The following is a 21,620-nucleotide window of genomic DNA, read 5'->3' as shown; positions in this document are numbered from 1 at the left end:
GGGACACTGGTGGTCATGCCTGTGCACGAAAAGCAGACTGAGCGATCGGCCCAGCTGTTCGCCGATGCCTGCGCCGTCATCCCCGGTGGCGTCAACTCCCCGGTGCGTGCCTTCAACTCCGTCGGCGGCACCCCCAGGTTCATCACGTCGGCCAAGGGCTACTGGCTCACCGATGCCGATGACAACCGCTACGTCGACCTGGTCTGCTCCTGGGGGCCGATGTTGCTCGGCCACGCGCACCCGGCAGTCGTGGAGGCCGTACAGAAAGTGGCGGCCGACGGGTTGAGCTTCGGCGCCCCGACCCCGTCGGAGACCGAGCTGGCCGCCGAGATCATCGCCCGCGTCGCCCCCGTCGAGCGGCTGCGTCTGGTCAACTCGGGCACCGAGGCCACCATGAGCGCGATCCGGTTGGCCCGCGGCTACACCGGCCGCGCCAAGATCATCAAGTTCTCCGGCTGCTATCACGGCCACAGTGACGCGCTGCTGGCCGACGCCGGCTCGGGCGTGGCCACCCTGGGCCTGCCGTCCTCGCCCGGGGTCACCGGTGCGGCCGCGGCCGACACGATCGTGCTGCCCTACAACAATGTTGAGGCCGTGGAAGAGATCTTCGGCCGGTTCGGCGACGAGATCGCTTGTGTCATCAGCGAAGCCAGCCCGGGCAACATGGGAACTGTGGCCCCCCTGCCCGGTTTCAACGCGGCGTTGCGCCGGATCACCGCGGCCCACGGCGCGCTGCTGATCCTCGACGAGGTGATGACGGGTTTCCGGGTCAGCCGGGCCGGCTGGTACGGGCTGGATCCCGTCGATGCCGACCTGTTCACCTTCGGGAAGGTGATGAGCGGCGGGTTGCCCGCCGCGGCTTTCGGCGGCAGCGCCGAGGTGATGGGTCGGCTCGCCCCGCTGGGGCCGGTCTACCAGGCCGGGACCCTTTCCGGTAACCCGGTGGCGATGGCCGCCGGGCTGGCCACGTTGCGCCACGCCGACGACGCCGCCCACGCCCGGCTGGACGCCAACGCCGACCGGTTGGCCGGCCTGCTGACCGGCGCCCTGACCGACGCGAGTGTGGCCCACCGCGTGCAGCGCGCGGGAAACATGCTCAGCGTCTTCTTCACCGACGAGCCGGTCAACGACTTCGCCGCGGCGAAGGCCACCGAAACCTGGCGCTTCCCGCCGTTCTTCCACGCACTGCTGGACGCCGGGGTCTACCCACCGTGCAGCGCTTTCGAAACCTGGTTCGTCTCAGCGGCTTTGGATGACGACGCGTTCTCCCGCATCGCCGACGCGCTGCCCGGTGCGGCCCGGGCTGCCGCGGAGGCCCGCCCGTGACCGTACGCACGACAGTGCACGTGATGCGTCACGGCGAGGTGTTCAACCCGGAGAAGGTTCTCTACGGCCGGCTGCCCGGCTACCACCTGTCTGAGCGTGGCCAGGCCCAGGCGCGGGCTGCCGCGGACTGGCTGGCCGACAAGGACATCGTCTACGTGGTGGCCTCGCCGCTGGAGCGGGCCCAAGAGACGGCCACGCCGATCGCCGAGAGCCACAAGCTGCCGATCGCCACCGACGGCGACTTGATCGAGTCGTGGAACCAGTTCGAGGGGGAGCGGGTGGCCCCCGGCGACGGTGCCTTGCGCGATCCGCGGAACTGGCCGAAGCTGCGCAACCCCGCCAAACCGTCGTGGGGTGAGCCCTACGCCGAGATCGCCCCGCGGATGATGGCGGCCATGCACCGGGCCCGGGAGAAGGCGGCCGGGCACGAGGCGGTGTGCGTCAGCCACCAGCTTCCGGTCGAGACGCTGCGCCGGGCGATGACCGGGCGCAAGCTGGCCCACTTGCCGTTGCCGCACAGCCGGCTGTGCAATCTGTCCTCGATCACGTCGTTCACCTTCGACGAAGACACGTTGATCCGATGGGGCTACACGGAGCCCTGGGGCATCTGAATGAGATCGTCGGTCGCCCGGGTGAGTGCGGCGGTGCTGGCAGGGCTGGTGCTGCTCACCGGATGCTCCACCGGTGACGACGCGGTGGCCCAAGGCGGTACCTTCGAGTTCGTCGCGCCCGGCGGCAAGACCGACATCTTCTACGATCCACCCGAAAAGCGCGGTACCCCAGGAAAATTGAGCGGGCCCGAACTGGCCGACCCGACCAAGACCATCTCGCTGGAAGATTTCGCCGGCAAGGTCGTGGTGATCAACGTGTGGGGCCAGTGGTGTGGGCCGTGCCGGGCCGAGATCGGCCAGTTGCAGAAGGTGTACGAAGAAACCCGTCGAGACGGCGTTCAGTTCCTGGGCATCGACGTGCGGGACAACAACCGTGAAGCCGCAGTCGATTTCGTCACCGACCGCAAGGTGACCTTCCCGTCGATCTACGACCCGGCGATGCGCACCATGATCGCGTTCGGTGGCAAGTACCCGACCACGGTGATCCCGTCGACCGTGGTGCTGGACCGTCAGCACCGGGTGGCCGCGGTGTTCTTGCGTGAACTGCTGGCCGACGATCTGCGCCCCGTCGTCGAGCGGTTGGCTGCCGAAGGGCAGCGGCCATGACCGGATTCGCCGAGATCGCCGCCGCCGGGCCGGTGCTGCTGGCGCTGGGGATCAGCGTGCTGGCCGGGTTGGTGTCGTTCGCCTCGCCGTGTGTGGTGCCGCTGGTGCCCGGCTACCTGTCCTATCTGGCCGCGGTCGTCGGCGTGCAGGATTCCGATGCGGTTGCCGGAACCGTCGCCACCAAGACGGCCCGACTGCGGGTGGCCGGCGCGGCCGCCTTGTTCGTCGCCGGCTTCACCGTGGTTTTTCTGCTCGGCGCCGTCGCAGTGCTCGGGATGACCACCACGTTGATCGCCAATCAGGTTCTGCTGCAACGCATCGGCGGTGTCGTCACGATCGTGATGGGTCTGGTGTTCGTCGGTTTTGTGCCGGCACTGCAACGTCAGGCCCGGTTCGCCCCGCGGCAGTGGTCCACGATGGCGGGAGCGCCGCTGCTGGGTGCGGTGTTCGCTCTGGGCTGGACTCCGTGCCTGGGCCCGACGCTGACCGGGGTGATCGCGGTGGCCTCGGCCACCGACGGCGCCACCGTGGCGCGCGGGGTGGTGCTGGTGCTGGCCTACTGCTTGGGGCTGGGCATCCCGTTCGTGCTGTTGGCGTTGGGGTCGGCGCGGGCGGTGACCGGCCTGGGCTGGTTGCGCCGGCACACCCGAACCATCCAGATCTTCGGCGGTGTGCTGCTGATCCTGGTGGGCACGGCGCTGGTGACGGGTCTGTGGAACGAGTTCGTGTCGTGGGTGCGCGACGCCTTCGTCAGTGATGTGAGGCTGCCGATATGACCCAGGTTTCTCCGCGAGCAGACACAAACCTGCCCAAAAAGCCGCGTTTTGGGGCAGTTTTGCGTCTGCTCGCGCTGGTACGCAACACCTGGCGGACCCTGACGTCGATGGGCACCGCGCTGGTGCTGCTGTTCCTGCTCGCCCTCGGCGCGATCCCAGGCGCGCTGTTGCCGCAACGCAGCCTCAACGAATCCAAGGTCGACGAATACCTGGTCGCCCACCCCACGCTGGGTCCGTGGCTGGACCGCGTGCAGGCCTTCGACGTCTTCTCCAGCTTCTGGTTCACCGCCATCTACGCATTGCTGTTCATCTCGCTGGTGGGTTGCCTGACACCGCGGATGATCGAGCATTTCCGCAACCTGCGGGCGGAGCCGGTGCCCGCGCCGCGCAACCTGGGCCGGTTGCCCAAACATCACGCCGCGCAGGTGAGCGCCGACGCCGACGAGGTCGCCACCACCGTGACGCGACGGCTGAAGGGGTGGCGCACGGTCACCCGCAAGCAAGATGGCGACACCGAGATATCAGCAGAGAAGGGCTATCTGCGGGAGTTCGGCAACATCGTCTTCCACTTCTCGCTACTCGGCCTGCTGGTGGCCGTGGCCGCGGGCAAGTTGTTCGGCTACGAGGGCAATGTCATCGTCATCGCCGACGGCGGCCCCGGATTCTGCACCGCCTCGCCGGCCGCCTTCGATTCGTTCCGCGCGGGCAACACCGTCGACGGCACCTCGCTGAGCCCGGTCTGCCTGCGGGTCAACAGCTTCGACGCAAACTATCTGCCCACCGGACAGGCGTTGTCGTTCGCCGCCGATATCGACTACCAGTCCGGCGACGATCTGGCTGCCAACACCTGGCGGCCCTACCGCCTCGAGGTCAACCATCCGCTGCGCATCGGCGGCGACCGCGTGTACCTGCAGGGACACGGGTATGCGCCGTCGTTCACGGTGACGTTCCCTGACGGCCAACAGCGCAGCCAGACCATCCAGTGGCGGCCAGAGGAGCAGACGACGCTGCTGTCCTCGGGGGTGGTGCGTATCGACCCGCCGGCAGGCACCTATCCCGATGCCGACGAGCGTCGCAAACATCAGATCGCCATCCAGGGCCTGTTCGCGCCCACCAAGGAACTCGAGGGCACGTTGTTGTCGTCAAAGTATCCGGCGCTCAACGACCCGGCGGTGGCCATCGACATCTACCGTGGTGACACCGGCCTGGACACCGGCCGGCCGCAGTCGTTGTTCTCCCTCGACCCCCGGTTGATCGATCGCAAGCAACTGACCAAAGCGGCCCGCGTCAACCTGGTGAAGGGCCAGGACACCCGGCTCGATGACGGCACGAAGGTCCGCTTCGACGGCGCTGTCCCGTTCGTCAACCTGCAGGTCTCGCACGACCCCGCCCAGATCTGGGTGCTGGTGTTCGCGATGTCCATGATGGCCGGGTTGCTGGTGTCTTTGGTGGTGCGCCGGCGCCGGATCTGGGTTCGGGTGCAAGGCGCTCCAGCAGGTACGGTGAACGTCGAGCTGGGCGGGCTGGCCCGTACCGACAACTCCGGCTGGGGCGATGAGTTCGAGAAGCTGACCGAGCGGTTGTTGGAGGGCTACGAGCAGCCGGCGGCAGGAGAGAAGGCGGAGCAGTGAATACCGAGCACATCGACATCGGGCTGGCCAGGTACTCCGACTGGGCGTTCACGTCGTCGGTCGTCGTCCTCGTCGGGGCGCTGATCCTGCTCGCCGTGGAACTCGCCTACAGCCGCGGCCGTCGTGTCGAAAGCCGTGAACTGGTCGGCGCCACCGTCGGCGCCGACAGCGCCACCCCCGGCGTCGTCGTCGAGGAAACCCGGCGCCCGTTCGACGAGCGCGTCGGCCAAACCGGCCTGGCGCTCACCTACGTCGGCATCGGCATGCTGTTCATCTGCATTGTGTTGCGTGGCCTGGCCACCTCACGGGTGCCGTGGGGCAACATGTACGAGTTCATCAACCTGACCAGCTTCTGCGGCCTGGTCGCGGCCGCGGTGGTGCTGCGCAAGCCGCAGTTCCGCGCGCTCTGGGTGTTCGTCCTGGTTCCGGTGCTGATTCTGCTGACGGTGTCGGGACGCTGGCTGTACTCGAACGCCGCCCCGGTGATGCCCGCGCTGCAGTCCTACTGGCTTCCCATCCACGTGTCGGTGGTCAGCCTGGGTTCCGGTGTGTTCCTGGTGGCCGGTGTGGCCAGCATCCTGTTCCTGCTCAAGATGTCCCCGCTGGGGGAGCCGGGGCGGGAGGGCACTGTGGCGCGCATCGTCGAGCGACTGCCCGACGCCCAGACCTTGGACCGCATCGCCTACCGCACCACGATCTTCGCGTTCCCCATCTTCGGTTTCGGCGTGATCTTCGGCGCGATCTGGGCCGAGGAAGCCTGGGGTCGGTACTGGGGCTGGGACCCCAAGGAGACGGTGTCGTTCATCGCATGGGTGGTCTACGCGGCGTATCTGCATGCGCGCTCGACCGCGGGTTGGCGGGACCGTAAGTCGGCTTGGATCAACGTGGTCGGTTTCGTCGCGATGGTGTTCAACCTGTTCTTCATCAACCTGGTGACCGTGGGCCTGCATTCGTACGCTGGGGTCGGCTAGCCGTCGTCAGATTGGTGAGATGACCGTGCGCCCGGAGGCTGAGGCGCCGCTGCAGTCCGGTCGGAAGCGTGTGGGAAAGAGGAGATTTCGTGTCCGAGCCAGTGTCTGAGTCAGTGTCGGATCCGATGTCGGAGCCGGTATCGGAACCGGTGCCTGAGCCGTCCGAAGCGCAGGAGCCTGCGCCGCAGGACACCGGCGAACCCTCGACAGACGCACCGGTCGACGAGCCGCCGGCAGCTGAGCCGTCGGCGTCCCCGGCTGTCGCGCCGGCCCCGGTCGCCGAGCCGCCGCTCGTCCCGTCGGTGTTCGCCCCGATCCCCGGATTCCGCGGTCAGCAGCGGTTCAGCAATCCCGCCGAGCCCGGCGTCTCCACCCCGCTGCCCGCCGAGTGGACCGCTCCGACGCCGCCGCACGGTATCCCGGTGATCACCGCACCGCCGGTGCCGGGAAGTTTCGACGGAGCGCCAGCCGGAGTTTTCGCGGGCTCCGCACCCCTGCAGCCCGGCGCACTTGCGCGCCCCGCCGCGCCTGAGCGTTCCGCCGCTGCCGACTTCGCCACGCCCTACCGCGACCTATCCACCGCCGCGCTGCTCGGCCAGCGCAAGAACCCGCCCACCTCGGGCTGGCGCAAGGCCCTCTACGTCGCGTCGTTCAAACAGATCAACGTCGGCGAGAGCCCCAAGGCCACCCACCACAACAATCTGATCGGCGAGGTCAGCCAGCCACTGCAGGGCTGCTACCGGATCGCGCTGATGTCGCTGAAAGGCGGCGTGGGTAAGACCACGATCACCGCGACGCTGGGGGCCACGTTCGCCTCGATCCGGGGTGACCGGGTGGTGGCGGTGGACGCCAACCCCGACCGGGGCACGCTGAGCCAGAAGGTGCCGCTGGAGACGGCTGCGACGGTGCGGCACCTGCTGCGCGACGCCGAAGGCATCGAGCGCTACAGCGACGTGCGGGCGTACACCTCGCAGGGGCCGAGCCGGCTGGAGGTGCTCGCGTCCGAAAGCGACCCGGCAGTGTCGGAGGCGTTCAGCTCGGACGACTATCTGCACGCGCTGGAGGTGTTGGAGCGGTTCTACAGCCTCGTGCTCACCGACTGTGGCACTGGTCTGATGCATTCGGCGATGTCGGCGGTGCTGTCCAAGGCCGACGTGCTGGTCGTGATCAGCTCGGGTTCGGTGGACGGGGCGCGCAGTGCGTCGGCGACGCTGGACTGGCTCGACGCCCACGGGCATCAGGATCTGGTGCGCAACTCCATCGCGGTGATCAACGCGGTGCGCCCACGCTCGGGCAAGGTGGACCTGTCCAAGGTGGTGGACCACTTCTCCCGGCGTTGCCGTGCGGTGCGCCTGGTGCCCTTCGATCCGCACCTGGAGGAGGGCGCCGAGATCAGCCTCGAGCGGCTCAAGCCCGGCACCCGTGAGGCGCTCATCGAGCTGGCGGCCGTGGTGGCGTCCGACTTTGCCGGGGCACGTCGCTCGATGAACCGCGCGCCCGACGCGCGCTAGTTACGGGGATTGTCGCCGTGCCCGAGGCGACGCAGGAATTCCGGGTCGTCGTCGGGGCCGATCACACGGGTCTTGGATCGACTGCCAGAAACCCGCGCCAGCCGCCAGCCGAGATACACCAGGCTTGCCGCGGCAATGAGCAGGAGTAGATATGCCACTCGAAACCTCCTTGATCTGAATATACGCGTCGTCGGTAGGCTCGGAGCGTGTCAGGAAGTGGTTCGACCTCCCGTATGGTCACCGACGTCGCGGTTTACCTCATTGCCAGGCTGGTGCTGGTCGCTGTGCTGGCCGCGGCGATCTACGGGGTGGGGCAGCTGGTTGTGGCGAATTTCCCGGTCGTGGTGGCCCTGCTGTTCGCCATCGTGATCGCGCTGCCATTGGGCATCTGGCTGTTCCGGCCGTTGCGTGAGCGGGCGACAGCTTCCATCGCGTTGGTCGACGAGCGGCGCCGCAAGGATCGTGAGCAGCTGCAGGCACGGTTGCGCGGCGACGAGCCACCGAAATCCGCGTAGGCAGCAGTTCTTTTCCCCGAACGTGATCCCGGCGGGTCGCGCTATCGGATGAAGGCCGAACCCTTCTCGCGGTCCAGGTAGGTTTCGGTCTTGTTCTTGAGGAAGAAGATGTACACCGCCAGCGAGATGGCGATACACACCGTGACGTAGATGATGAACAGCGGCACGTGGTCGCGTTCCTTGAGCGCCTGGTAGATCACCGGCGCGGTGCCGCCGAACATCGAATTCGCCAGTGCGTAGCCAATTCCCACCCCGAGGGCGCGCACATGCGCGGGGAACAGCTCGGATTTCACGAGCGCGTTGATCGAGGTGTAGCCGGTCAGGATCACGTATCCGACGGCCACCAGCAGGAAGGACAAAAGTGGTGAATGTGTCTGGGGCAGATAGGTGAACAGGATGTAGGTGTAGATCACCCCGCCGACGCCGAAGAACACCAGCAGCGGTTTGCGGCCGACCTTGTCGCTGATCATGCCGCCGACCGGTTGGATCGCCATCAGGAAGATCAGCCCGATGAGGTTCACCCAGGTGGCTGTCATCGCCTGGTCTTTGTAGGTGGTCTTGACGATGGCCGGGGCGTTGACGCTGTAGGCGTAGAACGCGAGGGTGCCACCCATGGTGATCAGGAAGCACAGCAGCAGTGGCTTCGAGTAGCGGGTGAGCAGTTCGGCGAGCGATCCTGCGCTCTTGTCCTTGCCTTCCTTGATCGCCTGGAGCTGTTCCTCGGACAGTGATTCGTCCATGGTCCGCCGCAGCCAGAACACCACGATCGCGGCCACACCGCCGATGGCAAAGGCTATGCGCCAACCGAATTCGTGGACCTGTGCGGTGCTGAAGGTGGTCAGGATGATCAGCAAAGTGAACTGGGCGAGCACATGACCGCCCACCAGGGTCACGTACTGGAACGAGGAGAAGAAGCCGCGCCGTTCCCGGGTGGCGGCTTCGGACATGTAGGTCGCGGAGGTGCCGTACTCGCCGCCGGTGGCGAAGCCCTGCACCAGCCGGCAGAGGATGAGGATGATCGGTGCTGCGACACCGATGGTTTCGCGCGAGGGCACGAGCGCGATGACCAGTGAGCACAGCGCCATCAGTGAGACGCTGAACGTCAGCGCGGCTCGGCGGCCGCGCCGGTCGGCGAACCGGCCGAAGAACCACGAGCCGATCGGGCGGGTGAGGAAGGTGACCGCGAAGATCGCGTACACATAGACGGTCGCGTTCTTGTCGGCCTTGTCGAAGAACTGTGCTTCGAAGTAGGTGGCGAACACGGTGTAGACGTAGACGTCGTACCACTCGACGAGGTTGCCCGACGAGCCCCGGATGGTGTTCCAGATGGCGCGGCGGGTTTCGGCGCGGCCCGATGGTGCGGGCTGATGCGCCTCGGTCGAAATGGTCATGCGCATCCCCCAGTGATCGGCGTTGCCTCGGCCGACGGCCACGTTAGTGCAACCGCTGGTATGCGGCGTCGAATTGGCTTCCCGCCTCCCCTCCCGGAGTTGTCAACTTTTCTTGACGGCCCCACTCTGTCAAGTTATCTTGACAGGGTGAGTGAAGTCGATGAGCTGATCGCTGACGGTGTCAGTAGCCCGGACCCAGCCGTGGGGCTGCGTGCCGTGCGGGCTCTGCAGCGGTTGCAGGAGCGGCTCGAGGCGATACACGTCGCCAATGCCCGGGAACAGGGTTGGAGCTGGCAGGCGATCGCCGACGCACTCGAGGTCAGCCGCCAGGCCGTACACCAGAAGCACAATCGGAAGGGATGACATGTTCGAGAGGTTCAGTCGTCACGCGCGCGTTGCGGTGGTTCTGGCGCAGGAAGAGGCCCGCGAACTCGAGGCCAACGACATCCGGCCCGAACACATTCTGGTCGGCGTGCTACAGAGTTCCGGACGCGAATTATCCGCCCTGCTGGCAGGTTTCGGCTTGACCTCAGATGTGGTCCGCGCCGAGCTGGCGGCTGCCGATGCGCCCGGGGACGAGTCGTTCGACGGGGACGCCGAAGCGCTGCGGTCCATAGGCATCGATCTCAGGGCGGTACGAGCCAACGTCGACCGCACCTTCGGCGACGGCGCCTTCGACAACGCGCTGCGCAGCTCCGGACGACGGCGTAGACGGCGTGGGCATCTTCCCTTCACCAAACCGGCCAAGAAGGTGCTGGAGCTGGCACTGCGGGAGTCGTTGGCGCACAAGGACGGCTATATCGGAACCGAGCACATCCTGCTGGGAATTCTGCGTGGGGGAGACCGCCGCGCTGTCGGTCTGATCACTGAACGTGTAGGTGCCGGCGAGTTGCGCGACGGCGTCGTCGGACTCCTGGACGACGCGGCGTAGTGCCGTCGGCTCAGGATCCCAGAAACAGGGCCAGCGACACCGCGATCGACCACAGCAACATGGTCAGCCCCGTATCGCGCAGCACCGGGATCAGCTGGGCGCCGGTGCTGCCGTCACGCACCGGCCGCAACGCCCGCACCGCCGGCGCCAACGCGACCAGGCCGACGGCACACCACGGCGTGGCGAGCATCAGCACCAGAGGCAGCGCCAACGCCACGGCGACCAGCACCTGATACAGCAGCCGGGTGCGGGCATCGCCGAGACGTACGGCGAGCGTGATCTTGCCGGACTGGCTGTCGGTGGGGATGTCGCGCAGGTTGTTGGCCACCAGCACGGCCGACGACAGCGAGCCCATCGCCACCGCCGCGACCAGTCCGATCCAGTCGACGCGCAGGGTCTGGGTGTACTGCGTGCCCAGCACCGCGACCAGGCCGAAGAAGATGAACACGGCTATTTCGCCCAGGCCGAGGTAGCCGTAGGGCTTCTTGCCGCCGGTGTAGAGCCAGGCCCCGGCGATGCACACCGCGCCGACCGCGATCAGCCACGGTGCACTCAGTGCCGCGAGCACCAGCCCGGCCCCCGCGCCGACCGCCAGGCTCACCACCGCTGCGGTCAGCACGGCCCGCGGCGAGGCCAGTTTGGAGCCCACCAGCCGCAGCGGGCCCGACCGCACGTCGTCGGTGCCGCGGATGCCGTCGGAGTAGTCGTTGGCGTAGTTCACCCCGATGATCAGCGCGAGCGATACGGCCAGCGCCAGCAAGGCTTTCCACCACACCGCGGAACCCACCCAGGCGGCGGCGCCGGTACCGGCGAGCACCGGGGCGACGGCGTTGGGCAGGGTGCGGGGACGGGCGCCTTCGATCCATTGCGCGAAACTGGCCACGACGGTCATCGTATGAGCTGGCCGGGTGCCCGGCCGCGCGGACTCTTACACTGAGCGTCATGAAGGAGCAGCTCAGCAAGACCGAGATCGGCAAGGACGTGCTGCAGGAATCCGTCGAGGCAGTGGCTTCGACGGTCGGGCAGGTCACCTCGATCATCACCACGGCCGTCAAGGATGTGGCGACGGTCATCGGTGGCCTGGCCACCGATGTCTTCGAGATCGCCGACGGCGCCCGCAAGGCCAATGAGGATTTCGATGCCGATTTCGACGATCCCGTCGTCGAACCCGTCGATGACCCGAAGGACGTCGCGACACCCGACGAGGCTGAATAGCACTACATGCTCGGCGTCATCGGCGGTAGTGGTTTCTATTCGTTCTTCGGGCCCGATGCCCGTACCGTCGGCCTGGACACCCCCTACGGTGCTCCCAGTGCCGCGATCACGGTCGGCACGGTGGGCGGCCATGAGGTGGCCTTTCTGCCGCGCCACGGGGTCAACCACGAGTACTCGCCGCACACGGTTCCGTACCGGGCCAACATGTGGGCGCTGCGCTCGTTGGGGGTGCGACGGATCTTCGGTCCCTGCGCGGTGGGCAGTCTGACCGCCGAGCTGGGCCCGGGTTCGATCGTGGTGCCCGATCAATTGGTGGACCGCACCAGCGCCCGGGCCGATACCTACTTCGATTCCGGCGGCATTCACGTGGGCTTCGCCGATCCGTACTGTCCGGCGTTGCGGGCGGCGGCGGCCGGGCTTCCCGACGTGGTGGACGGCGGAACCATGGTGGTGATCCAGGGTCCACGGTTTTCCACCAGGGCAGAGAGCCGATGGTTCGCCGATCAGGGTTTCACCCTGGTCAACATGACCGGCTATCCGGAGGCGGTGCTGGCGCGCGAACTTGAGATGTGTTATGCGGCAATAGCTTTGGTGACCGATCTGGATGCGGGGATCGAGGCGGGTTCCGGGGTTAGGACCGTGGATGTGTTCGCCGAATTCGAGCGCAACCTGGTGCCGTTCAAGAAGCTCGTGTACCAGGCCCTGGAAACCGTAGCCGCGATCGACACTGAGCGCGCCTGCACGCATTGCCTCGCCCACAACGGCGTGAAGTTGCCGTTCGAACTGCCATGAGGATTCTGCTCACCGGTGCGGCGGGCTTCATCGGTACCCGTACCTGGGCCGCGTTGCAGGCCGCCGGGCACGAGGTGGTCGCCGTCGACACCATGCTGCCCGCCGCGCACGGTCCCGGCGCAGAACCGCCGCCGCAGTGCCGCGTGGTCGACATCCGTGACGGCTCGGCGCTCGCGCCCCTGCTTGCCGGGGTCGATGTGGTGTGTCATCAGGCCGCGGTGGTGGGTGCCGGGGTCAACGCGGCCGACGCGCCGTCCTATGCCGGCGTGAACGACTACGGGACGGCCGTGCTGCTTGCCGAGATGTTCGCCGCCGGTTGCACCCGTCTGGTGTTGGCCTCGTCGATGGTGGTGTACGGGCAGGGAGGCTATGACTGTCCCAAGCATGGCCCGGTCGATCCGGCGCCGCGCACCCGCACCGACCTGGACGCCGGGGTGTTCGAGCACCGCTGCCCGATCGGCGGGGAAGAATTGCGGTGGCGGCTCGTCGGGGAGGGTGCGTCGCTGCGCCCCCGCAGTCTGTACGCCGCGAGCAAAGCCGCGCAGGAGCACTACGGCCTGGCGTGGGCGGAAGCAGGTGCCGGGGCTGTGGTCGCACTGCGTTATCACAACGTCTACGGCCCGAACATGCCGCGCGACACCCCGTATTCCGGGGTCGCGGCGATCTTCCGCTCACAGCTCGAATCGGGCCGGGAACCAAGGGTTTTCGAGGATGGCGGGCAGATGCGCGACTTGGTCCACGTCGACGACGTCGCGGCCGCCAACGTGGCCGCGGTCGGTGCCGGGCTCGACGGCTTCAACGCGTTCAACGTGTGCTCGGGGCGGCCGATCTCGATCATGGAGGTAGCCGCCCGGCTGTGCGAGGCCCGCGGTGCGGACCAGCCTGTCGTCACCGGTCAGTACCGCAGCGGCGACGTCCGCCACATCGTGGCCTCGCCGGTGCGCGCCGCGCAGGTGCTGGGCTTCGAGGCTGCGATCGACCCGTACGACGGGTTGGCCGAGTTCGCGTTCGCGCCGCTGCGCGCCTGAGTGGCGAGCGGGAGCGCTCTTGACACCCGTCAAGTCCGCGTGGCAATACTGACGGGGTGAAACCCGCCATCTGTGAGCAGTTCGGGATCGATTTCCCCCTCTTCGCCTTCAGCCACTGCCGTGACGTGGTGGCTGCGGTGACCAATGCCGGCGGCTTCGGTGTCCTCGGCGCCACGGCGTACACCCCCGAGCAGCTCGACCGCGAGTTGACCTGGATCGATCAGCAGGTGGGCGGCAAACCGTACGGCGCCGACATCATCGTCCCGGCGAAATTCGAGGGCAAGGGCGAGAATCTGTCCCGCGGGCAGCTCACCGACCGCATCCCCGCCGAGTACCGCGAGTTCGTCGCGCAATTGCTTACCGATCACGGCATCGAGCCCGAGGCCGAGCAGCGCCTGGGCGGCTCCTCGCTGTCCGGCGACACCGGCCACGAGCTGCTGGATGTGGCGATGAGTCATCCGATCAAGCTGATCGCCAACGCGCTCGGGGTACCGCCCGATTACATGATCGAGGCGGGTCGTGAGCGCGGGATCCCGGTCGCTGCCCTGGTGGGCGCCCGTGAACATGCCCTCAAGCAGGTGCAGGCCGGGGTGGACCTGATCGTCGCGCAAGGCACCGAGGCCGGCGGGCATTGCGGCGAGGTGTCGACGCTGGTGCTGGTCCCCGAGGTGATTGAAGCCCTTGAGGCTGCCGGCAGCGACATTCCGGTGCTAGCAGCGGGCGGCATCGTGACCGGCAGGCAGATGGCGGCTGCTGTGGCGATGGGCGCTGCCGGTGCCTGGACCGGGTCGGTGTGGCTGACCACCGAGGAGGCCGAGACGGCGCCGCACACCGTGCAGAAGATGCTGGCGGCCACGTCGCGCGATACCGTGCGCTCGACCGGGCGGACCGGCAAGCCGGCGCGCCAGCTGGCCTCGGAGTGGACGGCGGCGTGGGCGCCGAATCCTGCCGGACACCAAACGCTTCCGTTGCCGTTGCAGAACATGCTCGCCGAGCCCGTGATCCGGCGAATCGATGTGCTTGCCGCGCAAGGCCATCCTGGTGCGCAAGCATTGGCGACGTACTTCGTCGGGCAGGGCGTCGGGCTGATGAACAAGGTGAAACCGGCACGCGAGGTGGTGCGCGAGTTCATCGAGGACTATGTGGCAGCCACCGAGCGGCTGAGCAACTCACTGCCGGACTGACGGCTATTCGACGGCGTCGGTTGCCAAGGGCAGTCGCACCTCGAAGCGCGCCCCGGTGTCCAGGTTGCGGGCGGACAACGTGCCGCCGTGAGCCTGCACCAGGCCCGCCGCGATGGTGAGGCCCAGCCCTGATCCGCTCGGCAGCGATGAATCCGCCCGTGGCACACGGCCGTTGGAGCCTCGGTAGGCCACGTCGAACACTCGTGGAAGATCGGCTTCGTCGATGCCGACGCCCGTGTCGTCGACGTGCGCCCACGCGCCGTCGTGGTCCGCCCCCAGGGTCAGCGTCACGCTGCCCCCGTCTGGTGTGTGCGCGATGGCATTGGCCACCAGGTTCGACAGCACCCGGACCAGGGAGCGGTCACTGCCCAGTACCCGCACCGGTTGCGGGGGGAGTTCAGCGGTCAACCGCACGCCCGCGCGGCCGGCCGGTATCCGGTGGGCGGCGATCACATCGGCCACCACCTCGTCGAGCGCCACCGGTTCGCGTACGGGCTGCACTGAACCGGCGTTGATCTTCGACATCTCGAACAGGTCGTCGACCATATCGGAAAGCCGGATCGATTCCTGCTCAATGTGTTTGGCCTGAGTCCTGACCTCGTCGTCGGTGACCACACCGTCGGCGATGGCCTCGGAGACAGCGCGGATCCCGGCCAGTGGGGTGCGCAGATCGTGGCTTACGAACGCGACCAGCCGACGGCGGGAGTGCTCGGCCGCCCGCTCAGAATCACGGATCTCCTGTTCCCACACCGTGCGTCGGGCCTGGTAGCGGGCCAGCATGACAGCCGCGGGGATGGTCACCACCGACACGATCACCAGCACGACGCCGGTCTGCTCGAAGGTCTCGGTGATCATGAATCCGCTGGCGCCGAGCACGCCGGTGAACGTGGCCAGCGTCGGGATCAGCACCAGCACCACCATGCTCAGCGCGAGCGACCACGACCGGGCCAGCCGGATGATGATCGCCCCGGCGAGGACGACCGGCACCGAGCAGGCCAGCGCCCAGCCGATGATCTCAACGAGGTTCTGCACCGGTACCCCACAGGTAGCCCCGTCCCCACACGGTCTGGATCCGGTGCTGATCGCCGAGCTTGAACCGCAACCGTTTGATGTGCACCGTCACGGTGGACAAATCGCCGAAGTCCCACCGCCAGACCCGCTTCAGCAGTTCCTCGCGGGAGAACACGACGTCGCTGTTGGTCAGGAAGAACGCCAGCAGATCGAACTCGCGGTTGGTCAGATTGACCGGGCGCCCGGCGACGGCGGCGGAGCGCGCCGCGGTAGAGACGTGCAGATTTCCGACGGCGAGCTCCGCGGGCACCGGCGTGGTGAGGCCGCTGCTGCGTCGCAGCACCGACCGCACCCGCAACGCCAGTTCACGAGGGCTGAACGGTTTGGTCAGATAATCGTCGGCGCCGGCTTCCAGGCCCGCGATGCGATCGTCCTCCTCTCCGAGGGCGGTCAGCAGGATCACCGGCATGCTGTAGTCGCCGTCGCGGCGGAGATCGCGGCACAACGACAGCCCGTCGGAACCGGGCATCATCACGTCGAGAACGGCGACGTCGATCTGCTCGGAGTCGAGCAGCCGCACTGCTTCGGTGCCGTCGTGTGCGATCGAGACGTCCAGGCCGTCGCGTTCCAGGTAGCGCCGTACGACATCGCGCACCACGGTGTCGTCATCGGCGATCAGTACCCGGGTCACCTTTCGAGGCTACTGCCGCGGCGCCGCTACCTGCGGCTATGTCACAGTTTCGTCATGATTGGGCCCTGGTCAGCGGGCCGGGGGCGGCCTACCGTCGGATGTCATGGCCCCTGCCGACCACGTGACCGTAGTGCTGCCCTGCCTGGACGAGGAGCACTCGCTGGCGGGCGTGCTGGCGGCGATACCGGATGGATACCGGGTGCTGGTCGTCGACAACAACAGCACTGATCGCACGGCGGAGCTGGCCCGTGCGCTCGGTGCGGGTGTGGTGGCCGAGCCGCGCCGCGGGTACGGATCGGCCGTGCACGCAGGCGTCGTCGCGACTGCCACGCCGGTCGTGGCGGTGTTGGACGCGGACGGATCGCTGGATCCGGGGGAGCTCCCGAGGCTGGTCGCCGAACTCGACCGAGGCGCCGATCTGGTCATCGGCCGGCGACGACCGGTCCCCGGATTGAAATGGCCGTGGCATGCCCGGCTCGGTACCGCCGTGGTGTGCTGGCGGTTGCGGCAGCGATACCGGCTGCCGGTGCACGACATCGCACCGATGCGGGTGGTCCGCCGAGATGCCCTGATCGGGCTGGGGGTGACCGATCGCCGGTCCGGTTATCCACTCGAGCTGTTGGTCCGTGCTGCCCAGGCCGGTTGGCGGGTGGTCGAGCGTGACGTGACATACGGACCCCGCACCGGAGGGCGATCCAAGGTGAGTGGATCGGTGCGGGGCAGTGTTGTTGCCGCACTGGATTTCTGGCGGGTGATCTCGTGAAATCGATTGCGGTTCTTGTGGTTGCCAAGGCGCCGGTTCCCGGGCTGGCCAAGACTCGGCTGGCCGCTGGAGTCGGTGCGGAGGCCGCCGCCGACATCGCGGCCGCGGCGCTGTTGGACACCCTCGACGCGGTTGTCGACGCCGCCGTCGCCGCGCGGGTGGTGGCGCTCACCGGTGATCTCGAGCGGGCGCACTGCGGCAAGGAAATTCAGGACCGGCTGGACGATTTCATCGTCGTGCCCCAGCGCGGCGTCGGCTTCGCCGAGCGGCTGGCCAATGCGCACGCCGACGCGGCCGCGGTGACCGGGTTGCCGGTGCTGCAGATCGGGATGGACACCCCGCAGGTGACAGCCGCTTTGCTCGACAAGTGCGGGCTCGCGTTGGCCGATGCGGACGCGGTGCTCGGGATGGCGCGTGACGGCGGCTGGTGGGTGCTGGGTGTCCGGGACTCCCGCACGGCCGCATGCCTGGCCGGCGTCGAGATGTCCACGTCGCATACTGGCTCGGAAACCCTTGCCGTCCTGCGCGACACCGGTGCGACAGTGGCTTTGGTCGATGAGGTGGCGGATTTCGACACGGTTGACGACATCGCCGGGGTGCGGCGGGCGTGTGCGCCGGGCAGCCGGTTCGTCCGCGCGGTCCGGGGGATCTGACATGCACGGGCGGCTCTATGACCGTGCCCTCGTAGGGGAACGCTGCTGGATCCGGCGCGACGACGGCAGCCTGCGTCACCTGCCGGTGTACAGCTGGCTGGGCGGTGCCGGCGCCGACCACCGCTTCGACCGGCGGTTTGACCGGCGATTTGACGAGGCCATCGTGAACCTGTGCTCAGGGCCGACGCTCGACCTCGGCTGTGGGCCGGGACGGCTGGTCGCCGGATTGGTGCAGCGCGGGTTACCTGCGCTCGGCGTGGACCTGTCGCGCACCGCGGTCGAGCTGGCCCGCGACATTGGCGCACCGGTGCTCTGCCGCGACCTGTTCGAACCGCTGCCGGGAACCGGTCGCTGGCACACCGTGTTGTTGGCCGACGGAAATGTCGGGCTGGGCGGTGATCCGTGGCGGGTGCTGCAGCGCGCCGGTGAGCTGCTTCGGCGGGGCGGTCGCTGCCTTGTCGAATTCGACACGATGACAACGGGAGTCGACGCGGCATGGGTCAGGCTGGAGACGGTACGTAGCATCGGACCGTGGTTCCGTTGGGCGACGGTTGGTTTGAACTGCGCGGCCGGTCTCGCCGGGGATGTCGGCCTCGCGGTGACGGCGGTGCACCCCGTCGGTAACCGGGTCATCGCGTCCTTGGAAGCGATATGAGCCTGCGCGGACCGGCGGTGACCGTCCGCGTCGGAACGGCTCTGGGCATCGCGGTGGCCATCTGCTTCATCACCGGGCTGATCAGCCACTTCATCCAGCATCCGCAGCCCTGGTTCTTCTGGCCCACCCGCCCGGTCTGGCTGTACCGGCTGACCCAAGGGCTGCACGTGATCTCGGGGATCGCCGCGATTCCGCTCGTGGTGGTCAAGCTGTGGTCGGTATGGCCGAAGCTGTTCGAGCGCCCGGTGATCGGCGGCCTCACGCGCCAAGTGGAACGGTTGTCGATCCTGGTGCTGGTGGGCGCCATCCTGTTCGAACTGTCCACCGGGCTGCTGAACATCGCGCAGTGGTACGCGTTCGATTTCTTTTTTACGACCGCCCACTACGCCATGGCCTATCTGGCCGCGGGGGCCGTGCTGGTACATGTCGCGGTGAAGTTGCCAGTGATCCGGCGCGTCTTGGGGGAGTCGCCGGATCGGGAGGCGGGTACTGCGACACGAGATGTGACCGCGGGCCCCACCCGGCGCACCGTGCTCCGTGCCACCGGACTGGCGGTGGCGCTGGCGACGGCCGTGACCGCCGGGCAGAGTGTGGGGTTTCTGCGCCGCGTCTCCGTGCTGGCGCCGCGGTCCGGGCAAGGGCCGCAAGGGGTTCCGGTGAACCGGTCGGCAATCGCGGCCGGTGTGCTGCGCAGCGCGTCCTCCCCGGACTACCGGCTGACTGTGACCTCGGGAGCCGTGGTGCGGACCTTCACCATCGCCGAGTTGTCGGCTCTACCGCAGACCACCCGGCGGCTGCCGTTGGCGTGCGTCGAGGGCTGGAGCGTCGGCGCGGATTGGACCGGGGTGGTGCTGGCCGATCTGCTCGCCGCCGTGGGCGGCGCTCCGGACTCCGATCTACGGATGATCTCGCTGGAACCACCGGGCCCGTACTCCCGCACGGTGCTGCCCGCGCGGCACGCTCGCGACAGCGCGACGTTGATCGCGTTGCGGCTCAACGGTGAGCCTCTCGACCTGGACCACGGGTACCCGTGCCGTCTCATCGCTCCTAGTAGACCTGGTGTGCTGCAGACGAAGTGGCTGTCGCGGATCGAGGTGGTGAGATGACAGTGACGCGGCTGCTGCTCGCGTTGATCGGTGCCGGGACGATGGGCTACGGCGCGCTGCTGCTGTCAGAGAACCCACCGGTGATCATCATGAGGATCCTGGTGTGGGCAGTAGTCGGAGTGGTTGTGCACGATTTCGTCTTCGCGCCGTTGTGCGCCGCAATGGGATGGGCGGGTCGTCGGCTGATCCCTGGCGCGTCCCGCGCGCCGATCGCGGTGGCGGCGCTGTGCAGCGTGGTGCTGGTTCTGCTGGCCGTCCCGGTGTTCGGCCGGCCCGGGATGCGGCCCGACAACATGACTGTCCTCGACCGTAATTATCCTCTGGGACTGTATGTTTCACTGGCGGTAGTGTGGCTGAGCGTACTGCTGTATCAGCTGCTCGTGCGACTACTACCAATTGGTGAGGATGAGGTGGTTCAGCGCAAGCGCGCCGACGACGTTGACCGCCAGCCACCAGCGCTGTGACCGAGCCGGTAGGAATGCCCCCGCAGCGGTGAGCCACACCGTGAATGGCAGCCAGATGCGTTCGGTTTCGGCCTTGCTCAACATGCTGAGATCGGCGAACAGGATGGCCACGAGCGCGGCGATCAGCACGATCCGAAGGCCCGGTTGGCGCCGGACCGCGGCGACATCGAACAGCCGGCCGATCCCGGCGACGCTGCCCAGGCCGATGGCGCAGACCACGGATGCCAGGTTGGCCCACGACCAGTACTGGAACGGACGGTTGGCGGCGATACCTTGCCAATAGCGTTGCTGGACCAGGGTGTAACCGTCGAACCACCAGAATCCTGCCGCCGTGAACACCACGACCACGGCCAGTGCTGTCACCACGGCGGGCCCCACGACACGTAGGGCAGTTCGCCAGTCGGCGGCTGTCGCGAGCACCGCCAGTGCAGGCACCGCCATGAGAGCCAGTCCGTAGTTGAGGAAGATGGCCCAGCCCAGCACCAACCCGGCCGCGCCGGCCCACAGGATCCGGCGCGATCCCGATCCGTGCACAGCCACGGCCAGCAGCGTGATTCCCCATGCTGCCACCCCCGCGTAGTACCCGTCGGCCGAGACCGCGATCCAGATGGCCGTCGGTGGCACCGCCACGAACGGCGCCACTTGCCGTGCGGTGGTCTCGTCGGTGAGGACACGTGCCGCGATGACGATCGCCGCAGCCGCGCTGGACCCGGCGAGCAGGCACAGCAGGCCGGCCCACGCGCCACCGCCCAGGCCGATACGGTCCAGCCACACGAAACTCAGCAGCGCGCCGGGTGGGTGCCCCGACACGTGGGTGATCCATGAATCGGGCTGGTAGTCGAGAATTCTCGAGGAGAAAGTGCGCAGCGCCTCGGGGATGTCGGTGATCGTCGGAACCTGGCGCAGATACTCGTGGCGCGCCGTGAGGCGGCCGGCGAAGCCGCGCTGCCAACCGTCGACCATCGCCAGCGAGAACGCCCAGGCGCACGATGCCGCCCACGTAGTCACTGGAACGGCTCTCCACGAAAGCCGTTGCGCGAGTGCGGGACCCCACCACGCCGCGGCTATTCCGATTGCGATCGCCGGGATGGTGCCCCAGCCGACGTGCGCGTTCCACCAGCCGAAAATCGGTGCGGTGTCGGTGAAGCTGTAGATCTGCGCGGGTGTGCTGTTGACCAGTGGCGTCACGATACCCAGATGTAGGCGGGGCACAGCGAATGCGGCTATCACCAGGATCAGGCCGATGACCACCGCGACAGCTTCCCGGCGACTGATCTGCATGGCCCAAGCCTAGGCACGCGTCGCTGGGACATGTCTGACGTTTCGGTGACGTCGGGTGGTGAGTCGTGGGATTCACCCCTCGTTCCGCGCATCGTGGAACTCATGACATCGGAGGACGACATGACGATGAGTGCAGCGCTACCGAAGCGTCTTTCCGCGATCGGCCAAGGGGTGAGCCGCTACGGGCTCGTCATCGTGCTGGCGTGGATCGGCGTGGGGAAGTACGTGAAGATGGAGGCCCGCGTCCTTATCGAACACAGTCCCAACATGTCGTGGATCTATCACTTCCTCAGCGCCGGAGCGGTCGCGTGGTGGTCAACCACGCAGGCCCGATCCCGGTGCTCGGCGCGCAACCCGGTCAGTTCCTGTTGAAGGACCTGGTGCTCATCGGTGTTGCGCTATGGACGCTCGGGGACGCTCTTGGCGCGGTGCGTCAGTGCCAGTCCCAGACCGACATGTCGTTGGGTGGGTAGTTCTGGCAGACGTCGGTGGTGTTGGCGGCGACGCC

General features: G+C 67.6%; 26 protein-coding genes and 1 pseudogene. 20 read left to right on the top strand and 7 right to left on the bottom strand.

Annotated features, from left to right (window positions below):
- Positions 1 to 15 precede the first annotated feature (15 nt).
- From hemL to ACZY08_RS00105, 7 genes are all read left to right on the top strand, one after another.
- A complete protein-coding gene (gene hemL, locus ACZY08_RS00135; protein ID WP_463742599.1) occupies positions 16 to 1,326 on the top strand; it encodes a glutamate-1-semialdehyde 2,1-aminomutase in 1,311 nt (436 codons plus the stop codon).
- 23 nt (positions 1,327 to 1,349) lie between these two features.
- Positions 1,350 to 1,937 carry a histidine phosphatase family protein gene (locus ACZY08_RS00130; protein WP_463744087.1) on the top strand — a complete coding sequence of 196 codons (588 nt, stop codon included), beginning with the start codon at positions 1,350 to 1,352 and terminating at the stop codon, positions 1,935 to 1,937.
- Positions 1,938 to 2,543, top strand: a complete 606-nt coding sequence (locus ACZY08_RS00125) for a TlpA disulfide reductase family protein (RefSeq protein ID WP_463742598.1) — start codon at positions 1,938 to 1,940, stop codon at positions 2,541 to 2,543.
- Positions 2,540 to 3,319, top strand: coding sequence for a cytochrome c biogenesis CcdA family protein (locus ACZY08_RS00120; protein WP_463742597.1), 780 nt, complete (start codon positions 2,540 to 2,542; stop codon positions 3,317 to 3,319). Before ACZY08_RS00125 ends, ACZY08_RS00120 begins: the two co-directional genes overlap by 4 nt.
- A gap of 107 nt (positions 3,320 to 3,426) precedes the next feature.
- Positions 3,427 to 4,950 (top strand): cytochrome c biogenesis protein ResB, encoded by a 1,524-nt coding sequence (gene resB / locus ACZY08_RS00115; protein ID WP_463742596.1) that lies wholly within the window; start codon positions 3,427 to 3,429, stop codon positions 4,948 to 4,950.
- Entirely contained in the window at positions 4,947 to 5,921 is a 975-nt protein-coding gene (ccsB, locus tag ACZY08_RS00110) for a c-type cytochrome biogenesis protein CcsB (RefSeq protein ID WP_463742595.1), read from the top strand. The genes resB and ccsB overlap by 4 nt, the downstream gene beginning before the upstream one ends.
- Before the next feature lie 125 nt (positions 5,922 to 6,046).
- A complete protein-coding gene (locus ACZY08_RS00105; protein WP_463744086.1) occupies positions 6,047 to 7,432 on the top strand; it encodes a MinD/ParA family ATP-binding protein in 1,386 nt (461 codons plus the stop codon).
- Here ACZY08_RS00105 and ACZY08_RS00100 read toward each other — a convergent pair.
- Positions 7,429 to 7,590 (bottom strand): hypothetical protein, encoded by a 162-nt coding sequence (locus ACZY08_RS00100; RefSeq protein ID WP_463742594.1) that lies wholly within the window; start codon positions 7,588 to 7,590, stop codon positions 7,429 to 7,431. The genes ACZY08_RS00105 and ACZY08_RS00100 overlap by 4 nt on opposite strands.
- Positions 7,591 to 7,665: 75 nt before the next feature.
- Here ACZY08_RS00100 and ACZY08_RS00095 point away from each other — a divergent pair, with 75 nt between their 5' ends.
- Positions 7,666 to 7,947, top strand: a complete 282-nt coding sequence (locus ACZY08_RS00095; RefSeq protein WP_463744085.1) for a DUF4229 domain-containing protein — start codon at positions 7,666 to 7,668, stop codon at positions 7,945 to 7,947.
- Between the two features lie 41 nt (positions 7,948 to 7,988).
- Here ACZY08_RS00095 and ACZY08_RS00090 read toward each other — a convergent pair whose 3' ends face one another.
- Entirely contained in the window at positions 7,989 to 9,338 is a 1,350-nt protein-coding gene (locus ACZY08_RS00090) for an MFS transporter (RefSeq protein ID WP_463742593.1), read from the bottom strand.
- A 147-nt stretch (positions 9,339 to 9,485) separates the two neighbouring features.
- On the opposite strand from ACZY08_RS00090, the gene ACZY08_RS00085 reads away from it, so the two are divergent.
- Both ACZY08_RS00085 and ACZY08_RS00080 read left to right on the top strand, forming a co-directional pair.
- Positions 9,486 to 9,701: a helix-turn-helix domain-containing protein gene (locus ACZY08_RS00085; protein ID WP_454788410.1), complete on the top strand. Its 216-nt coding sequence runs from the start codon at positions 9,486 to 9,488 to the stop codon at positions 9,699 to 9,701.
- Position 9,702: 1 nt separating this feature from the next.
- On the top strand, positions 9,703 to 10,269 hold the full coding sequence (locus ACZY08_RS00080; RefSeq protein WP_463742592.1) for a Clp protease N-terminal domain-containing protein: 567 nt from the start codon (positions 9,703 to 9,705) through the stop codon (positions 10,267 to 10,269).
- 10 nt (positions 10,270 to 10,279) lie between these two features.
- On the opposite strand, the gene ACZY08_RS00075 is transcribed toward ACZY08_RS00080, so the two are convergent.
- Positions 10,280 to 11,152 (bottom strand): 1,4-dihydroxy-2-naphthoate polyprenyltransferase, encoded by an 873-nt coding sequence (locus ACZY08_RS00075; protein ID WP_463742591.1) that lies wholly within the window; start codon positions 11,150 to 11,152, stop codon positions 10,280 to 10,282.
- Positions 11,153 to 11,211: 59 nt separating this feature from the next.
- Between ACZY08_RS00075 and ACZY08_RS00070 the strand changes: the two genes are divergently transcribed.
- From ACZY08_RS00070 to ACZY08_RS00055, 4 genes are read left to right on the top strand one after another with little or no spacing between them, the layout of a single operon-like run.
- A complete protein-coding gene (locus tag ACZY08_RS00070) occupies positions 11,212 to 11,484 on the top strand; it encodes a hypothetical protein (protein ID WP_463742590.1) in 273 nt (90 codons plus the stop codon).
- Positions 11,485 to 11,490: 6 nt separating this feature from the next.
- On the top strand, positions 11,491 to 12,276 hold the full coding sequence (locus tag ACZY08_RS00065; RefSeq protein ID WP_463742589.1) for an S-methyl-5'-thioadenosine phosphorylase: 786 nt from the start codon (positions 11,491 to 11,493) through the stop codon (positions 12,274 to 12,276).
- Positions 12,273 to 13,304 (top strand): NAD-dependent epimerase/dehydratase family protein, encoded by a 1,032-nt coding sequence (locus tag ACZY08_RS00060; RefSeq protein ID WP_463742588.1) that lies wholly within the window; start codon positions 12,273 to 12,275, stop codon positions 13,302 to 13,304. The genes ACZY08_RS00065 and ACZY08_RS00060 overlap by 4 nt, the downstream gene beginning before the upstream one ends.
- Positions 13,305 to 13,360: 56 nt before the next feature.
- Positions 13,361 to 14,488, top strand: a complete 1,128-nt coding sequence (locus ACZY08_RS00055; RefSeq protein WP_463742587.1) for a nitronate monooxygenase — start codon at positions 13,361 to 13,363, stop codon at positions 14,486 to 14,488.
- 3 nt (positions 14,489 to 14,491) lie between these two features.
- Here the strand turns inward: ACZY08_RS00055 and ACZY08_RS00050 are convergent, their stop codons facing one another.
- On the bottom strand, positions 14,492 to 15,520 hold the full coding sequence (locus tag ACZY08_RS00050; RefSeq protein ID WP_463742586.1) for a sensor histidine kinase: 1,029 nt from the start codon (positions 15,518 to 15,520) through the stop codon (positions 14,492 to 14,494).
- Positions 15,504 to 16,190, bottom strand: coding sequence for a response regulator transcription factor (locus ACZY08_RS00045; RefSeq protein ID WP_463742585.1), 687 nt, complete (start codon positions 16,188 to 16,190; stop codon positions 15,504 to 15,506). Before ACZY08_RS00045 ends, ACZY08_RS00050 begins: the two co-directional genes overlap by 17 nt.
- Before the next feature lie 103 nt (positions 16,191 to 16,293).
- Between ACZY08_RS00045 and ACZY08_RS00040 the strand changes: the two genes are divergently transcribed.
- Genes ACZY08_RS00040 through ACZY08_RS00020 form a run of 5 tightly spaced genes read left to right on the top strand, consistent with a single transcriptional unit; the run spans position 16,294 to position 19,831 of the window.
- Positions 16,294 to 16,953: a glycosyltransferase family 2 protein gene (locus tag ACZY08_RS00040; RefSeq protein WP_463742584.1), complete on the top strand. Its 660-nt coding sequence runs from the start codon at positions 16,294 to 16,296 to the stop codon at positions 16,951 to 16,953.
- The gene (locus ACZY08_RS00035; RefSeq protein ID WP_463742583.1) at positions 16,950 to 17,606 is read left to right on the top strand and encodes a TIGR04282 family arsenosugar biosynthesis glycosyltransferase; all 657 of its coding nucleotides are present in this window, start codon (positions 16,950 to 16,952) and stop codon (positions 17,604 to 17,606) included. The genes ACZY08_RS00040 and ACZY08_RS00035 overlap by 4 nt, the downstream gene beginning before the upstream one ends.
- A gap of 1 nt (position 17,607) precedes the next feature.
- Positions 17,608 to 18,261 (top strand): methyltransferase domain-containing protein, encoded by a 654-nt coding sequence (locus ACZY08_RS00030; protein WP_463742582.1) that lies wholly within the window; start codon positions 17,608 to 17,610, stop codon positions 18,259 to 18,261.
- On the top strand, positions 18,258 to 19,367 hold the full coding sequence (locus tag ACZY08_RS00025) for a molybdopterin-dependent oxidoreductase (protein WP_463742581.1): 1,110 nt from the start codon (positions 18,258 to 18,260) through the stop codon (positions 19,365 to 19,367). The genes ACZY08_RS00030 and ACZY08_RS00025 overlap by 4 nt, the downstream gene beginning before the upstream one ends.
- A complete protein-coding gene (locus ACZY08_RS00020) occupies positions 19,364 to 19,831 on the top strand; it encodes a hypothetical protein (RefSeq protein WP_463742580.1) in 468 nt (155 codons plus the stop codon). Before ACZY08_RS00025 ends, ACZY08_RS00020 begins: the two co-directional genes overlap by 4 nt.
- Here ACZY08_RS00020 and ACZY08_RS00015 read toward each other — a convergent pair.
- On the bottom strand, positions 19,757 to 21,112 hold the full coding sequence (locus tag ACZY08_RS00015) for a hypothetical protein (protein ID WP_463742579.1): 1,356 nt from the start codon (positions 21,110 to 21,112) through the stop codon (positions 19,757 to 19,759). The genes ACZY08_RS00020 and ACZY08_RS00015 overlap by 75 nt on opposite strands.
- 120 nt (positions 21,113 to 21,232) lie before the next feature.
- Between ACZY08_RS00015 and ACZY08_RS00010 the strand changes: the two are divergent.
- Positions 21,233 to 21,540, top strand: a pseudogene (locus tag ACZY08_RS00010) (DUF417 family protein); the annotation flags it as partial.
- A 5-nt stretch (positions 21,541 to 21,545) separates the two neighbouring features.
- Here the strand turns inward: ACZY08_RS00010 and ACZY08_RS00005 are convergent.
- Positions 21,546 to 21,620, bottom strand: a 75-nt coding sequence (locus ACZY08_RS00005; protein WP_131811697.1) for a DUF5078 domain-containing protein, incomplete at its 5' end; no start/stop codon positions are given.

This window comes from Mycobacterium sp. IDUB_9, from assembly GCF_055419505.1.
Note: the sequence above shows the minus strand (reverse complement) of the source record. Positions and strands in the feature narration are given on the sequence as shown.

Excerpts from the sequence above, each read along its gene's own strand:
- hemL (WP_463742599.1), top strand. The coding sequence starts at position 16 with ATGCCTGTGCACGAAAAGCAGACTGAGCGATCGGCCCAGCTGTTCGCC.
- ACZY08_RS00130 (WP_463744087.1), top strand. The coding sequence starts at position 1,350 with ATGCGTCACGGCGAGGTGTTCAACCCGGAGAAGGTTCTCTACGGCCGG.
- ACZY08_RS00125 (WP_463742598.1), top strand. The coding sequence starts at position 1,938 with ATGAGATCGTCGGTCGCCCGGGTGAGTGCGGCGGTGCTGGCAGGGCTG.
- ACZY08_RS00120 (WP_463742597.1), top strand. The coding sequence starts at position 2,540 with ATGACCGGATTCGCCGAGATCGCCGCCGCCGGGCCGGTGCTGCTGGCG.
- resB (WP_463742596.1), top strand. The coding sequence starts at position 3,427 with ATGGGCACCGCGCTGGTGCTGCTGTTCCTGCTCGCCCTCGGCGCGATC.
- ACZY08_RS00105 (WP_463744086.1), top strand. The coding sequence starts at position 6,047 with ATGTCGGAGCCGGTATCGGAACCGGTGCCTGAGCCGTCCGAAGCGCAG.
- ACZY08_RS00095 (WP_463744085.1), top strand. The coding sequence starts at position 7,666 with ATGGTCACCGACGTCGCGGTTTACCTCATTGCCAGGCTGGTGCTGGTC.
- ACZY08_RS00090 (WP_463742593.1), bottom strand. The coding sequence starts at position 9,338 with ATGACCATTTCGACCGAGGCGCATCAGCCCGCACCATCGGGCCGCGCC.
- ACZY08_RS00080 (WP_463742592.1), top strand. The coding sequence starts at position 9,703 with ATGTTCGAGAGGTTCAGTCGTCACGCGCGCGTTGCGGTGGTTCTGGCG.
- ACZY08_RS00070 (WP_463742590.1), top strand. The coding sequence starts at position 11,212 with ATGAAGGAGCAGCTCAGCAAGACCGAGATCGGCAAGGACGTGCTGCAG.
- ACZY08_RS00065 (WP_463742589.1), top strand. The coding sequence starts at position 11,491 with ATGCTCGGCGTCATCGGCGGTAGTGGTTTCTATTCGTTCTTCGGGCCC.
- ACZY08_RS00060 (WP_463742588.1), top strand. The coding sequence starts at position 12,273 with ATGAGGATTCTGCTCACCGGTGCGGCGGGCTTCATCGGTACCCGTACC.
- ACZY08_RS00040 (WP_463742584.1), top strand. The coding sequence starts at position 16,294 with ATGGCCCCTGCCGACCACGTGACCGTAGTGCTGCCCTGCCTGGACGAG.
- ACZY08_RS00030 (WP_463742582.1), top strand. The coding sequence starts at position 17,608 with ATGCACGGGCGGCTCTATGACCGTGCCCTCGTAGGGGAACGCTGCTGG.
- ACZY08_RS00025 (WP_463742581.1), top strand. The coding sequence starts at position 18,258 with ATGAGCCTGCGCGGACCGGCGGTGACCGTCCGCGTCGGAACGGCTCTG.
- ACZY08_RS00020 (WP_463742580.1), top strand. The coding sequence starts at position 19,364 with ATGACAGTGACGCGGCTGCTGCTCGCGTTGATCGGTGCCGGGACGATG.
- ACZY08_RS00015 (WP_463742579.1), bottom strand. The coding sequence starts at position 21,112 with ATGCAGATCAGTCGCCGGGAAGCTGTCGCGGTGGTCATCGGCCTGATC.